General features: G+C 36.0%; 14 protein-coding genes and 1 riboswitch. Of the genes, 12 read left to right on the top strand and 2 right to left on the bottom strand.

All coding sequences use genetic code 11. The features are described from left to right. Window positions 1-194 precede the first annotated feature (194 nt). From DFR56_RS14930 to DFR56_RS14910, 5 genes are all read left to right on the top strand, one after another. Window positions 195-743 (top strand): biotin transporter BioY, encoded by a 549-nt coding sequence (locus DFR56_RS14930; RefSeq protein ID WP_110396291.1) that lies wholly within the window; start codon window positions 195-197, stop codon window positions 741-743. Window positions 744-766: 23 nt separating this feature from the next. After that, window positions 767-1,774 carry a biotin synthase BioB gene (gene bioB / locus DFR56_RS14925; RefSeq protein WP_110396250.1) on the top strand — a complete coding sequence of 336 codons (1,008 nt, stop codon included), beginning with the start codon at window positions 767-769 and terminating at the stop codon, window positions 1,772-1,774. 93 nt (window positions 1,775-1,867) lie between these two features. Then, window positions 1,868-2,368, top strand: coding sequence for a thiol peroxidase (gene tpx / locus DFR56_RS14920; RefSeq protein ID WP_110396249.1), 501 nt, complete (start codon window positions 1,868-1,870; stop codon window positions 2,366-2,368). A 757-nt stretch (window positions 2,369-3,125) separates the two neighbouring features. Then, window positions 3,126-4,115: a class I SAM-dependent methyltransferase gene (locus DFR56_RS14915; protein WP_110396248.1), complete on the top strand. Its 990-nt coding sequence runs from the start codon at window positions 3,126-3,128 to the stop codon at window positions 4,113-4,115. Between the two features lie 202 nt (window positions 4,116-4,317). Further along, entirely contained in the window at window positions 4,318-5,526 is a 1,209-nt protein-coding gene (locus DFR56_RS14910) for an acetate kinase (RefSeq protein WP_110396247.1), read from the top strand. 114 nt (window positions 5,527-5,640) lie between these two features. Here DFR56_RS14910 and DFR56_RS14905 read toward each other — a convergent pair whose 3' ends face one another. Continuing rightward, window positions 5,641-5,877, bottom strand: a complete 237-nt coding sequence (locus tag DFR56_RS14905) for a hypothetical protein (protein ID WP_110396246.1) — start codon at window positions 5,875-5,877, stop codon at window positions 5,641-5,643. 158 nt (window positions 5,878-6,035) lie between these two features. Here DFR56_RS14905 and DFR56_RS14900 point away from each other — a divergent pair, with 158 nt between their 5' ends. Both DFR56_RS14900 and DFR56_RS14895 read left to right on the top strand, forming a co-directional pair. After that, a complete protein-coding gene (locus tag DFR56_RS14900) occupies window positions 6,036-6,596 on the top strand; it encodes a DoxX family protein (RefSeq protein ID WP_110396245.1) in 561 nt (186 codons plus the stop codon). 373 nt (window positions 6,597-6,969) lie between these two features. Next, complete coding sequence (locus DFR56_RS14895) at window positions 6,970-7,467, top strand: MogA/MoaB family molybdenum cofactor biosynthesis protein (protein ID WP_110396244.1); 498 nt, start codon at window positions 6,970-6,972, stop codon at window positions 7,465-7,467. Between the two features lie 32 nt (window positions 7,468-7,499). Here DFR56_RS14895 and DFR56_RS14890 read toward each other — a convergent pair whose 3' ends face one another. Continuing rightward, a complete protein-coding gene (locus tag DFR56_RS14890) occupies window positions 7,500-7,934 on the bottom strand; it encodes a universal stress protein (RefSeq protein ID WP_110396243.1) in 435 nt (144 codons plus the stop codon). A gap of 643 nt (window positions 7,935-8,577) precedes the next feature. On the opposite strand from DFR56_RS14890, the gene ald reads away from it, so the two are divergent. The 5 genes from ald (at window position 8,578) to DFR56_RS14860 (ending at window position 15,430) form a co-directional block, all read left to right on the top strand. After that, a complete protein-coding gene (ald, locus tag DFR56_RS14885; protein ID WP_110396242.1) occupies window positions 8,578-9,693 on the top strand; it encodes an alanine dehydrogenase in 1,116 nt (371 codons plus the stop codon). Between the two features lie 364 nt (window positions 9,694-10,057). Beyond that, window positions 10,058-10,738, top strand: coding sequence for a metal-dependent hydrolase (locus DFR56_RS14880; RefSeq protein WP_110396241.1), 681 nt, complete (start codon window positions 10,058-10,060; stop codon window positions 10,736-10,738). A gap of 487 nt (window positions 10,739-11,225) precedes the next feature. Beyond that, complete coding sequence (locus DFR56_RS14870) at window positions 11,226-11,978, top strand: prepilin peptidase (RefSeq protein ID WP_110396239.1); 753 nt, start codon at window positions 11,226-11,228, stop codon at window positions 11,976-11,978. Window positions 11,979-12,094: 116 nt separating this feature from the next. Beyond that, a riboswitch (cyclic di-GMP riboswitch) is annotated at window positions 12,095-12,178 on the top strand. Between the two features lie 74 nt (window positions 12,179-12,252). Continuing rightward, window positions 12,253-13,782: a G5 domain-containing protein gene (locus tag DFR56_RS14865; protein WP_110396238.1), complete on the top strand. Its 1,530-nt coding sequence runs from the start codon at window positions 12,253-12,255 to the stop codon at window positions 13,780-13,782. Then, a complete protein-coding gene (locus DFR56_RS14860) occupies window positions 13,775-15,430 on the top strand; it encodes a GspE/PulE family protein (protein WP_110396237.1) in 1,656 nt (551 codons plus the stop codon). The genes DFR56_RS14865 and DFR56_RS14860 overlap by 8 nt, the downstream gene beginning before the upstream one ends. The last annotated feature ends 11 nt before the right edge of the window (window positions 15,431-15,441 follow it).

Genomic DNA, 15,441 nt, shown 5'->3' with positions numbered 1-15,441 from the left:
TATGCATGTTACCTAAAAATGGGTACACGTACAGATCGGTTCATGAATGATTAACATAGATTTATTTTTGTACCATTTCATTTTATATGCTATTCTTAAAAGTATGTTAACCTAAAAATAATATGGTTAACTAAAGGGGGAGAAAAGTGAAAGGGAAAGGGCGTAGTAACGTTTTTAATTTAATTATTGGTGCAATGTTTGTGGCTTTAACTGCAATTGGCGCTAACATAACATCAATTATTCCTTTTGTCATTGGCGGCGTTCCAATTACATTGCAAACTTTTTTTGCTATTTTATCAGGTCTTGTTTTAGGAAGTAGGCTTGGTGCATTTTCGATGTTTGTCTATATGGTGTTAGGGTTAGCTGGTGTTCCAGTCTTTGCACAATTTAAAGGAGGAGCAGCAATGGTTTTATCACCAACATTCGGGTTTATTATTTCTTTTATTTTTGTTGCCTATGTTGCTGGTAAAATTGCTGAAACAAAACGGACATTTCCTATTTATATCGTTGCTGCACTTATAGCGATGGCAATCAATTATGTATTTGGAACGAATTGGATGTATGCAGCTTATTTATTTTGGTTTGAAGCACCAACAGAATTTTCATACAAAATTGCTTGGTTATGGATGTCAGTACCTTTACCAAAAGATATTGTCTTATCTATATTAGCAGGGGCTTTTGCTTATCGCCTAAATAAATATGGATTATCTGTCAGATATCCAATCGAGGAAAAGGTAGTTTAATTTTTTAATTGGGAGAGGATTAGATGAATTGGTCACAATTAGCAACAAAAGTTATGGAAGGCTATGAATTAAGGAAAGAAGAGGCTTTATCCATATTAGCATCAGATGATAATGACATTCTTCGTTTAATGGATGCTGCTTTTACTATTCGTAAACATTACTATGGTAAAAAGGTAAAATTAAATATGATTATTAGTACAAAAACGGGTTATTGTCCGGAAAATTGCGGATATTGTTCGCAATCAATTGATTCAACAGCACCGATTCAAAAGTATACGATGATGACAAAGGAAGAAATTATATCGGGTGCAAAGCGAGCAAATGAACTAAACTCTGGTACTTATTGTATTGTAGCAAGTGGCCGTGGACCAACGAATAGGGAACTTGATGTTGTTACAAGCGCAGTAAAAGAAATAAAAGCGGAATATGAAGATATGCGTATATGTGCTTGTTTAGGTATTTTACGTGAAGGACAAGCCGAAAAATTAAAAGAGGCAGGTGTTGACCGATATAATCACAATTTAAATACATCAAAAAAACATCATCCTACTATTACGACAAGTCATACATACGATGATCGAGTTTCAACCGTTGGAAAGATAAAAGAGGCAGGAATTTCACCATGTTCAGGAGTTATCGTTGGCATGAAAGAAACGATGGATGATGTGTATGATATGGCTAAAGCATTAAAAGAGTTAGACGCGGATTCAATCCCGGTCAATTTTTTACATGCTATCGATGGGACAAAACTTGAAGGAACAAATGAATTAAATCCTTTATATTGTTTAAAAGTATTAGCGTTGTTTCGCTTTATGAACCCAACGAAAGAAATTCGTATCTCTGGCGGACGTGAAGTAAATTTACGTAGTTTACAACCATTCGGTTTGTTTGCTGCCAACTCAATTTTTATCGGGGATTATTTAACAACTGGTGGCCAAGAAGGAAATAGTGATATGCAAATGTTAAAGGATCTGGGCTTTGAGATTGATTACGATAATGTGGAAGATCGAAAGCAAGTATTAATCGATTAAAATATATATTACTTAAATCACACCTAAATAGTGGACAATAGGAACAACCTTATTCATAATGAAAGTAAATAATAATGGAAAGGTTGATCTCTGATGGCAAATGTTACATTTAAAGATAATCCCGTCACATTATTAGGTACCGAAGTAAAAGTCGATGAAGATGCGCCAAACTTTACGGTCCTTTCTAATGATTTACAAGAGAAAACGTTGAAAGATTATCAAGGGAAAATAAAATTAATTAGTGTCGTTCCCTCGCTTGACACAGGTGTTTGTGCAGAGCAGACAAAACGCTTTAATGAAGAAGCGGACAAGCTTGAGAATGTTCACGTACTAACGATTAGCATGGATTTGCCATTTGCTCAAACACGCTGGTGTAGTGCAGAAGGTGTTAAAAATATCGATATTTTATCTGATCATCGTGATGCTGATTTTGGTGAAAAATATGGCGTACTTATTAAGGAACTTAGACTGTTAGCGAGATCTATTTTTGTTATTGATTCCAATGATAAAATTACGTACACAGAATATGTTTCTGAAGTGACAAATCACCCAGATTATGAAGCAGCATTGGAGGCTGCCAAAAAAGCTGAGTAATTATATATGGGATGATGTGAACATAAAAACGGGCACATAACAATTAGTTATGTTATGGGTCCGTTCTTTTTTTAGCGAATAAGAAAGTATAAATCTTTTCTTACTGCTCACGGATAAGAACGCAATGTTCTGGGACTGCGCTTACGCTCACGCTACGAAAACCATTGTCGCAACGCCAGTGCTAGCACGTAATGGGGCTGCGATAAATCCCATCCATCAAGGAACTTTGCGACCGAGGTTACTCTTCGCAATAAACATCATGCGTCGTACATGTAATTAAGGCATTCGCTAGAGAGGCTTGATAAAATGTGAATCACTTATTTAATAAGCTCAGGCATCACCTAGTCATAGTTTAACGGCTATTCTAAGGAAGGTCGACTAAAAACAGGCTTTGCGCCTAACATCGGCATCCCCCAATGGAGGGGCATGTTTTCTTTCGTTATAAACTAGCTATCCGCTGGTTTACTTACATAAGTGCAGCATCACCTAGTCACAGCCTTGACGGCTTGCCAATCGGTGTGTTTTCTTTAGCAAATGCTAAGTTTTCTCAGAAGATATAAGTAAAATGAATCTAAATCGATAATAATAGCTACTGTATTCGTGCATTCAAACGAGCAAAATTACAAGTAAAACAGTTAAATAGACAATTCAAACATTTTTACTGTTATACATTACATTTTTTCTAATTTTTGATACAATATTAAAAAGTGTTATATAAAAGACGTAAAATGCCTTACTCGATAGGAGGGCAAAGGAAATGAATGACTCAAAAGTTATAGAATTATATAATTGGATAGATGAAGTAACTACTGTTATAGAACAAAAGTTACATGACACTTATTTAGATAGTTTAGCGATAAGTTTGGAAGCGTTATTTTACGGAGATGTTCACGAAGAAATGAATGATGTGTTAAAAGGAAATATTCGTAAATCGTTAAAAAAAGTAAACGTAGACACTTTTAAAACGGCAACAATTCGAAAGGCGATACAGCTAGCTGTTCTAAAGGGGATGAAAAAAACGACACAGCACCAGCATATGATGACTCCTGAGGCAATCTCACTTTTCATCGGCTATTTAGCAGATAAGCTAACGAAAAACCGACAAGAAGTACGACTTTTTGATCCGGTAAGTGGTACAGCAAATTTATTACTTATTGTAATGAGTCATTTAACACAGCCAGTAAGAGCATATGCTAGTGAAATTGACCCAACATTATTAAAAATATCGTTGTTAAATGCGAATTTACAAAAAAAGCGAGTGGAATATTTTCATCAAGATAGTTTAAAACCACTGTTATTGGATCCAGTTGATTTAGTTGTAGCAGATTTACCAGTTGGTTATTATCCAGATGATGTTCATGCAAGTACCTTTGAATTAAAAGCACCTAAAGGACATTCGTATTCACATCATTTATTAATCGAACAAAGTTTAACTTATACAAAAGAAGGCGGCTTTTTAATCTTTATTATTCCAGAATCTTTGTTTGAAAGTGAACAAGCGGAACAATTACATGCGTTTCTACAGAAGAATGCACATATTATAGGCTTGTTACAACTGCCAGATACAGCATTTTCATCTAAGGACAATAAAAAAAGTATTTTCATCTTGCAGAAAAAAGGGCCGACCACAAAAGATATAAAGCAACCATTACTTGCGGTACTACCGTCTTTTAATGACACAAAGGCAACGGAAAATATATTAGTAAAAATAAATCAATGGTTTGCAAATTCAAACGATCTGTTCTAGAAGTAATGGGAGTGAAAAATTCGTCAATGCTTCCGTATTGGCGAATTTACTCCAACCATGATAAAAGCAATTATTTTCTTAAAAAATAGTATCTATAATAAATGATAACGATTTCAGATTATTCGAAATAAAAATATTACTTATCATTATATATTCATATATATTTTGGTTAACTTTTTAAACTATAAGGGGGAAAATGAAAATGAGTAAAATACTGGCAATTAATGCAGGTAGTTCATCGTTGAAGTTTCAATTGTTTAAAATGCCGGAGGAGGAAGTATTAGCCAAGGGTTTAATTGAACGTATTGGAGCGTCAGGATCTACCTTTTCCTTAGAAACAGGAAGTAAGCAGAAAAATATTACGAAAGAGATGGCTGATCATGAAGAAGCAGTAAAACTATTGCTAAGTGAATTAATTGCATCTAAAGTGATTCGTTCATACGACGAAATTGACGCGATTGGACACCGAGTTGTACACGGTGGAGAATATTTTAGCAAATCCATTAAAATTACTAATGATGTTATCGAAAAAATTGAAGCGGTTTCAGAGCTTGCGCCGTTACACAATCCACCGAACTTAACAGGGATACATGCTTTTAAAGAATTTTTACCTAATGTTCCGATGGTAGCTGTTTTTGATACTGCATTTCATCAGACAATGCCAGAAAAATCCTATATTTATAGTTTACCTTACGAATATTATGAAAAACATGGCATTCGTAAATATGGCTTCCATGGTACTTCACATAAGTATGTGTCAGAGCGCGCAGCTGAAGTGCTTGATCGACCATTAGACCAGTTAAGACTTATTACTTGTCATCTTGGAAATGGTGCAAGTATCACGGCAGTCGAAAATGGAAAATCAATTGATACTTCGATGGGGTTCACACCGCTTGCAGGGCTAACAATGGGAACGAGATCAGGTGATATCGATCCAGCCATTATCCCATATATAAAAGAAAAAACAGGTATGAATGCATCAGAAGTAATCAATGTGTTAAATAAAAAGAGTGGTTTACTTGCCATATCAGGAATATCGAATGATTTAAGGGATATTCAAGCGGAAGCGGCAACAAATAAACGCGCTGAGCTAGCTCTTGAAATTTTTGCTGCACGAATTCATCAATATATTGGCTCGTATGCAGCAAGAATGGCGGGCGTGGATGCCATTGTTTTTACAGCAGGTGTTGGAGAAAATAGTTCCATTGTTCGTGGTAAAATATTAACAGGCCTAGAATTTATGGGCGTTTACTGGGATCCTATGCTAAACAATAATTGTGGTCGGGAAGGATTTATTAATTATCCTCATTCACCAGTAAAAGTGTTAGTAGTGCCGACAAATGAAGAAGTGATGATTGCGCGGGATACAGTAAAATATGCAGGGAATGTCGAAAAAAAAGTATTTGCATGATAAAAAATAGAGCGTAATTGGTTAATTTATTTTAGGGGGCTTTATCATAAAAAGTAAGCAACGAGGAGGGGAAGTTCTTCGTTGCTTTTTTATCATCTAAAAAACAAGGTAATGTCATGTTCCTTTTTGTTCTTTATTATATTCAGCGACAGATTCTGATACCTTGATTTGTGATTGGAAATAATCTTTATTTCCATCTTCATCGTTCTGTGCTAAGTTTTGTTCTGTGATTTGTTGTTGATTTAATCTTGGATCACGTTGCATAATAAAGCTATTTGCATGAACTTGACGATCATTGTTCAATTTTCCACCCTTATCGTGGTGAGATTTATTATCTCTTTTTGCCAACATAATCGACTCCTTTTTAATACTTAAGATAAGTTAGTTTTTCACATTTTATCGTTACTATTCTTATTTTACTAGGCATATTGCATTAGCTATGTTAAAATACATGTCGGTAGTACTTTGGAACTATTTATCGTTTGATAAAGATAAAAAGAGGGGATTTAATGAACAATGGAAAAAGTATGGGTCAGGATATCATTGTCGAAGAAAACCCATTTTCTAGATGGCTGTTTACAAATACAACATCTGCATGGATTTGGCTAATACTACGTTTATATCTTGGTTATTCATGGCTAGTCGCTGGAATTAATAAAGTTTCATCGGATGTTTGGACGGGAGAAAATGCAGGTGCAGCAATTCAAGGATTCATGGGTGGTGCACTTGAAAAAGTAGAAGAAGGGGATGTGGCTGGATGGTATGCATGGTTTTTGGAAAATATCGTTATTCCAAATGCAGTCCCTTTTTCCTATATAGTTGCGTGGGGTGAAGTCCTAGTAGGTCTTGGACTAATTATCGGGTTACTAACAGGCATTGCTGCTTTTTTTGGGGCTTTAATGAATATGTCATTTTTACTTGCGGGAACAGTAAGTTCAAATCCAATCATGTTTATGATTGCGATTGTTTTAATAATGGCTTGGAAGGTTGCGGGATGGTATGGATTAGATCGTTGGTTATTACCAAGATTAGGTACACCGTGGTCCATTAAAACTAAAAGGTCTTCGTAATACAATATAGGTGCGTGTTCAAAAAGACCGATAAAAGAAGACCTGAGAAGTTCCACTGGCTAAAAACGCCACGTCCTGGGACTCCGCTAAATGCTCATCCCATTGAAAAGCATTGGGACTGCGCTAAATTGCTCGTCCCATCAAAAAGCCCTGTGGCAACGCCAGTACTAGAACGTCCTGTTCGTCGAAGGCGGCGTATCTTTTCCGGTACTCACGTATGCTTTTCCATACGTGAGTACCGGAAAAGCAAGCCAACGCAGAGATTCGATGTGTCATTTTTATTGGACTTTTTGAACCTCTATACGAACGGAAAGTTTGATTTCAATCATTTTTTTCGTTATTGTTAATGTAAAAGTAAAGGGATGATCGTCTAGTGCATTATGTAACAGAGAGAAATGTACGATGTCTCATTGCAACAATTAGTGATACGAGAACAATAGAAACAGATAAAAGCGGTAAATTAATTAAAGCGTTATTGAATGATAAAGGGCATGAATGTGTGAACCATGTTATTGTTCCTGATGAGCAATCTGAAATTGAAAGCCTTATCGATCAAGGAATAAAGGATGAAGAAGTCGAGGCTATTTTATTAACAGGTGGAACGGGAATATCAGTTCGAGATGTAACAATTGAAGTAGTCGAAAGGAAAGTGGAAAAACAAATTCCTGGCTTTGGAGAGATTTTTCGAATGTTGAGTTATACGGAAGACATCGGAGCGACGGCAATTATGTCCCGGGCAATTGCAGGAGTCATCAATCGAAAAGTAATTTTTGCGATGCCTGGTTCATCAGGTGCCGTAAAGCTTGCAATGGATAAATTAATTATTCCAGAATTATCTCATATATTGCATGAATTACATAAAGATAAGTAAAGTACCGCCCAGAATTTGGGCGGCATTTTAATTTAACGGACGATAAGCACGTCACACTTGGAATATCTTGCAACACTCTCGGAAACACTACCAATAAGAAAGCGTTCTACTGCGTTCAATCCTGTTGCACCTACAATAATTAAATCTGCTTCATATTCTGGAGCGATTTCTTTTGCAATCGCAACTTTAGGTGAACCGTACTTGATAACGAGCTCAACCTTTTCTACTCCAGCTTCTTTAGCGTTTTCAACATACTCATTTAATAGGTCTCTAGCATATTTTTCAGCGCGCTCTGATAAAGATTTATCATATGCTTCAGCTGTTGCAAAAGTTCTTGAATCAACAATATGCGCTAACACAAGTGTAGCATTATTTTCTTTCGCAATTTCTACAGATTTTTTAAATGCTTTTTCGGAAGCTTTAGATCCATCAACTGCACTTACGATTTTTTCATATTTCCCGTTCATTTCTATTCCTCCTTGTAGAATTGAATATGTAGCTATACTTTAATTATAACCTATTTATAGGTAAATTGGAAAAAGAAACAGGGTAATTATGCAAATATTAAAAAAAGAAGCGAGTTTAAGGCAAATTAGGTAAAATTGATTTAAGATAAGTCAATTTCATAATAGACTACTTCTAGAATAAAACCGAACAACAAACAAAAGTATAATGGTATTGTTCGTTTTTACATCCTATAAAATTTTGACTGGAACGGCAGGTGGTCGACTCCTGCGGGAGAAGAGGCCTAGATAAGACCCCGCAATATCGAAAGATTACAGACTAAAACCGCCCTTTGCGGGCAACGTCTGCATACCCCTTGCCGGGGCAGGAGACTTATCAGCCGCCCGCGGAAAGCGACCACTTGGAGTGAAAGCCTTTTGCTCAAGCAACATAGTTCGGTTTTTGAAACGCTATATTGAATGATGAAATTGATTCAAGATAAGTGAAATAACAAGAAATACAAATAATATAATGCAATTTATTAATAATTTTGATAAAATAAAAATGGTTTTAGTTTTATGATTACATGAATAATAGGTTTTTGTATTTGCAATAAGTTAGTGGGAAACCATTTTGTAAAATATTGATGAAGAGGTGCCAACCATAATGAAGATAGGAATTCCTACAGAAATTTTAAATAATGAAAATAGGGTTGCATTAACACCAGCTGGCGTACATACATTAACAGGTGCCGGTCATGAAGTTTATGTTCAGACTGGAGCAGGAGAAGGATCAAGTTTTTCAGATGAAGAATATACAGAAGCAGGGGCAATGATCGTTGCAACTGCAAAAGAAGCATGGTCCCAAGAGTTAATTATGAAAGTGAAAGAACCATTAGAGGAAGAATATGATTATTTTTATGAAGGTCAGATACTTTTTACATATTTACATTTAGCTTCCCATCCTGAACTTACAAAAGTTTTGGTTGATAATAAGGTAATCGGGATTGCTTATGAAACAGTTCAATTACCGGATCGCTCACTACCTTTACTTACTCCAATGAGTGAAGTTGCTGGATATATGGCAACACAAATTGGTGCTCAGTTTTTAGAGAAAACAAAAGGTGGAAAAGGGATTTTACTTTCTGGGATTTCTGGCGTAAAACGTGGTAAAGTAACAATTATTGGTGGTGGAGTAGTAGGGACAAATGCGGCAAAATTAGCTGTTGGTCTAGGTGCAAATGTAACTATTTTTGATTTAAATCCAGTTCGTTTAAAAGAGCTAACAGAGTATTTCGGTAACTCCGTCAACGTCTTAATGTCGAATCCATTCGATATTGCCAAAGCGATTGCAGAATCAGACTTAGCGATCGGTTCGGTATTAATTCCGGGTGCAAAAGCTCCCGTTTTAGTTACGGAAGAAATGGTACAATCAATGTCAGAAAGCTCAGTTATTGTCGATGTAGCAATTGACCAAGGCGGAAATTTTGCTACAAGTGATCGTGTAACAACCCATGATGATCCAATATTTATTAAACATGGTGTACTTCACTATACTGTTGCAAACATGCCAGGAGCAGTGCCTCGTACTTCAACAATTGGATTAACAAATGCAACTGTTCCGTATGCATTACAAATCGCTAATAAAGGTTATGAAAAAGCAGTACGTGATAATGATGCTCTCTTAAAAGGAATTAATACAATTGCAGGCAAAGTAACGAATCAAGGTGTTGCAAGTGCACTCGGGTATGACTTTGTTGAAGCATCATCTTTAATTAAATAATGGATGAGTAAAAAGGTACATTTCCGTGTGAATAATGTACCTTTTTTAATTTTGTTTTCATGACTGCTTGGCAGTGCATAATCGTTTTTCGCGGCATATAACCTGTGCGAGCGGCACAAAGTTCTTGATTTCGCCACATAACTTGCTTCCGTGGCACATAATTCTTGAGATCAGCACATAATTTGCTTCCACGACAAATACTCCTTGTGAGCGACACATAATCCATGAAATCCATACCTAATCGGTATCTAGCACATACCATCCATTCTGTAGTTCATACTTCAAACAAATTTCCAGATATTTTCCGAAAAAATCTATCTATGATAAAATAGAAGATAAAATCATTATGCGAGGAGAGATATGTATGAAAATTTCGTACCATGGACATTCAGCAGTTCGTGTAGAGACAGATTCGCACAAAATATTAATTGACCCTTTTATTACTGGTAATTCGTTAAGTGATTTAGATCCAGATACAGTGGAAGCGGATGTTATATTATTGACACATGGTCATGGAGATCATATAGGTGATACGATGGCAATTGCTAAAAGAACTGGCGCTTTTATCGTTGCATTAAATGAATTAGCGGTATATTTAGGACAAAAAGGCTTTAATGCGCATGGCATGAATATTGGTGGCGCATATGATTTTGATTTTGGACGGGTAAAATTTACACAAGCATTTCACAGTTCTTCATATGAAGAAGAGGACGGAACATTTATTTATACTGGAATGCCCGGGGGAATTTTACTGACGATCAATGATAAAACTATTTACCATGTTGGAGACACCGCGTTGTTTTCAGATTTAAAGCTTATTGGAGAAATGAACGATATTGACCTTGCATTTGTGCCGATTGGTGATAATTTTACAATGGGACCTAAAGATGCACTAGTTGCGACTGATTGGATAAAGGCAGACATAGTTGTTCCAGTGCATTATAATACATTTCCAGTGATTGAACAAGATGGGGAAGCATTTGCAAAAAAAGTGAAAACTGGAAAAGGAATTGCTCTACAGGTTGGCGAATCATTAGAACTATAAATAGAAACACTTAGTAAATTAGATAGTAACGTAAATCTTAAAAATTAAAAGAATTATTAACAAGCGCAAGCATGCTTAATAGACATGCTTGCGTTTATTTCATTTGTCTAGAGTATTTTACATTCCTTCAGCACCATTACCCTCGTAATTTATTTTACCTTCATAACAGTTAGTAACCAGTCCTTCATTGCTACATAAAAGATGTACCAACCATTGTTTTCGTAGGTATGAATTCAACAAAAAAGCGTAAAAAAGTGACCGCGTCACTTCATCGCTCCCTTCCCGTCGTAATTCATGTAGCAACGTCACATGGCGCTCTCCCACGTGCCCTACCCTCAAGTATTCTGAAAAAACATCTTGCGGTGTTCCCACTCGTTTTCATCCACTCGATGCCAAAAGTCAATTCCATTCCTTTATTACTATCATTTTGAAATAGAACTATTATAATAGGTAATAAGTATCATGAAGTGAAAGGGGGGGATCAAAAATGGATCTATTTTGGACTTGTTTATCTTTTTTAGCTGGGGCAATTTTTGGCTCTTTTTTTAATGTTGTTGGACTGCGTGTACCAAAAAAAATTCCTTTTAGTAACGATCGTTCTTATTGTCCGAACTGCGAAAAACAACTGCACTGGTATGAACTCATTCCAATTATTTCATTCATTATCCAATTCGGTACATGCCGAAATTGTCAAACACGAATATCATTCATTTATCCATTTATTGAACTCGTGACTGGTATTTTATTTGTGTATGCTTACATGAAAATTGGGCTTCACCTTGAACTTATAACAGCTTTACTACTTATAAGTATGCTGATGATTATTGTTGTAACAGATCTATCATACATGGTTATTCCAAATAAAATACTGTTATTTTTCCTCCCATTTTTTATATTGTTGAGAACCTTATCCCCGTTAGAACCATGGTATAATGCAGTTTTTGGAGCTGCCATAGGCTTTCTCCTGATTGCTCTTATTATTTTCTTTAGTAAGGGGGGAATGGGTGCTGGAGATATGAAACTGTTTGGAGTATTAGGTGTTGTACTCGGAATTGGGAATGTATTGCTTACTTTTTTTATTGCCGCTTGCCTTGGAGCAATTATTGGTAGTATTTTAATGATTGTTAAAAGAGTGAACAGGAAGCAAGCGATTCCTTTTGGCCCTTATATTGTTGTTGGAGCGCTCATTAGTTATTTTTACGGCAACAACATCATTCAAGCATATTTGTCTTTATTATGAACAGTGACATTTTTTAAATAGGTATATTGACACAGTTAAAGCCATTGTGATACTATGGTGATGATTCGAAATGACTAGTGAAAAAACCTATCACTTCGTTAATATTAACTAAATACGTATAAAAAGGAAGCTATGAAATACGATAATGAATTGGGCACTATGATCGTATGGAGCTAGTAGTGCAACCGGCCTTTACAATAAACGTTACAGACGTTTTGTAAAGGTCTTTTTTTATCAATTACATCAACGACACCTTGAGGAAGGAGTTGAATAAATGGTTAAAACAAAACGTTTCCTAATCAACCTATGTATGTTCATTATTTTTATGTTCGTTATTCCAAATAATGTGGCAGCAGCTAGTGAAATGCCACATGGTTCAAAGATTGCAACTATTTCCGTTGAACATAAAACGGAAGAGGAAATAAAGGAATTATTGGAGCAAGAAATCAACCGATGGCAAGAAGGAGAAGACATTATTTTAACGAGTGACTTCCAGCAAATTACGATCCCGAGAACTGCCGTTATTTTTGATGTCGACGTATCGATCAACATGTTAAAGGATCGAACAAAACGAACGTTTACTTCATTATTCATGAAGCAAAAAAATGTTCATGTACCACTTTCGGTAAAAATAGATGATAAAAGTGAATCCATTCAATCAGTAAAAGAGCTTGATTATATTCAATCGGAAGAGATGTTTCAACAGATAAAAGAGATTGCTAGTGAGTTAGAAGAAGGGGAAGCGAAAATCACATATATAGAAGGAAAAGAAATACCGTTAGAGACGATCGCTGAGGTAGAGATGAATATTCCTACTATATCGAATGCTGTTTTAACCTATGCAATCGATGAAATCAATGAATACATGATTGCTTCAGAAGACCATTTTTCTTTTGTACAAGCAGTCGTTTTGCCAGAGCACTTAACAAATTCAAGTGCGGAATTAAGTTTCCTAGCAACGGCATTGTATACCCTTTTTTTACAGACGAACTTCGACATTGTTGAACGTCATGCAGGATTAACGGTTCCTTCCTATACTGAGCCAGGACTTGATGTAGCGATCGATACGAAAGGGAATAAAGATTTATTGGTGATGAATCCAAATAAAGTATCGTTTAAAATCGAAGCAGAAAAACGAGGGGATAAACTTCACGTAGCAATTAGATCATCTCCATCAGATATAACGTATACATACGATCTTGAAAATGTACGAGAAATAAAACAACGTACTTTATACCGATATAGTAAAAAACTAAAAGCAGGGGAACAGGAGACAATTCAACCTGGAAGAAAAGGATTAAAAGCAGATGTGTATCGTTCCACCTATGAACAAAATGTATTTATTCATTCGGAATTTATTAGTCAAGATGTTTATTTACCTGAACCCAAAGTTGTCCTAGTTTCAACGACTGAAGATGTGCCAGATGATGCTTTAGTGGAGAATCTAGAAGATGAAATCGAAGAAGAGATAAATAACTTGGAAAAAGAGATTGATGATTTGGAAGAAGGCTTAAAGGATGAAAGATCAGTTTTAGATATTTTTTCAATCGATTCTAGTACACCAACATTTTCAGAACAATTACAAAAAATAAGACAAACACAGGCAACATTAGAAGAAAGACTATCAAAGATGGAAAAAGAACTAGAAACCTACATAGGAATGACAGATGAAGAAGTAACGAAACGACAAAAAGAAGCAGAAGAACGGTTCGAAAAAATGAATGAACAGCTCGAACATTTACTCGAACATTTATATAGTGAAGGCACATCCGAACAAGAAGAGGGGGGACGAGTAAATGAGTAGAAAACGTTTAGGAGACTTACTCGTTGAATCTGGACTTATCTCCGAAACACAATTATCAACTGCTTTAGCTGAAAAATTACCTGATGAAAAATTAGGAGACACGCTACTCAGAGAAGGCTACATAACAGAACAACAATTAATCGAAGTGCTTGAATTTCAACTTGGGATACCCCATATAAATATTTTTCAATATCCGATTGAACAAGAAATTGTCCAGCTTGTCCCACAAGAAATTGCTAAACGGTACCAAGTCATGCCAATTCGTTCGGAAGAAAATCAATTATTTGTTGCGATGGCTGACCCGATGGACTATTTTGCGATCGAAGAACTACGGATGGCTACTGGATATCAAATTGTACCTGCTATAGCAACAAAAGATGCACTACAACGGACGATTACAAAATATTATGATTTACAACAATCACTCGATGAAGTGATGGGTGATTTTTCACATGAAGAAACGGTTGAGGAAACGGGAATAACGGACGAAGATTCACCGATTGTCAGACTTGTTAACCAAATTATTTCCAATGCCGTAGCACAGCGAGCCAGTGATATTCATTTTGATCCACAAGAAGTAGAACTGAAAATTCGCTATCGGGTCGATGGTGTACTTATGACAGAGAGAACTTTACCAAAACATATGCAAAATGTGATAATTGCAAGGCTAAAAATCATGGCAAATTTAAATATCACCGAAAGTAGAGTCCCGCAAGATGGTCGGATAAAACTGAGCGTAAATTTTAAACCAATTGATATAAGAATCTCGACACTACCTTCCATTTACGGGGAAAAAATTGTGATGCGAATTCTCGATTTAAGTAATGCATTAGATAGATTAGACAAAATCGGCTTTTCTACCCGAAATGAACAGACGTTTAAAAGTATGATTTCTGTCCCAAATGGAATTGTCCTTATTACAGGGCCAACTGGATCAGGTAAATCGTCCACATTATATGCGGCTTTACATCATTTGAATGAAGAAGCAGTAAACATCATTACGATTGAAGATCCAGTAGAATATCAGCTCACTGGCATTAATCAAGTCCAAGTGAATGAAGCAGTTGGAATGACTTTTGCAACAGGATTGCGATCGATTTTACGACAGGATCCGGATATCGTAATGATCGGGGAAATTCGTGATATTGAAACAGCACAAATTTCGATTAGGGCTTCCCTTACAGGACATCTCGTTCTTAGCACATTACATACGAATAGTGCTGTCGCTGCGTTAACACGTCTAATTGATATGGGGGTTGAACCGTTTTTGATTTCATCTTCTTTAACTGGCGTTGTTGCTCAGCGACTCGTTAGACGAATTTGTCGGGACTGTGTAGAAACAGTAGAACCAACTGACCGGGAACGAGAAATATTTGCACAAAGTAATATCCAAATGGAACATATACAACGTGGACGAGGTTGTGGAAATTGTAATAATACAGGTTATCGAGGGAGAATTGCTATCCATGAAGTTTTGCCAATTACGGATGACATTCGAGGACTGATCATGTCGGCGGCAAACTCAACGAAAATTCAACAAGAAGTAAAAAAAGCAGGAATGTCATTTTTACTGGATGATGGCCTAGACAAAGTAAAACAAGGATTGACAACGACAGAGGAAGTTTTACGGGTTGCAACGATAGATTGAGGTGAGATAGA

Source organism: Pseudogracilibacillus auburnensis (assembly GCF_003201975.1).
Classification (GTDB): domain Bacteria; phylum Bacillota; class Bacilli; order Bacillales; family Amphibacillaceae; genus Pseudogracilibacillus; species Pseudogracilibacillus auburnensis.
Note: the sequence above shows the minus strand (reverse complement) of the source record. Positions and strands in the feature narration are given on the sequence as shown.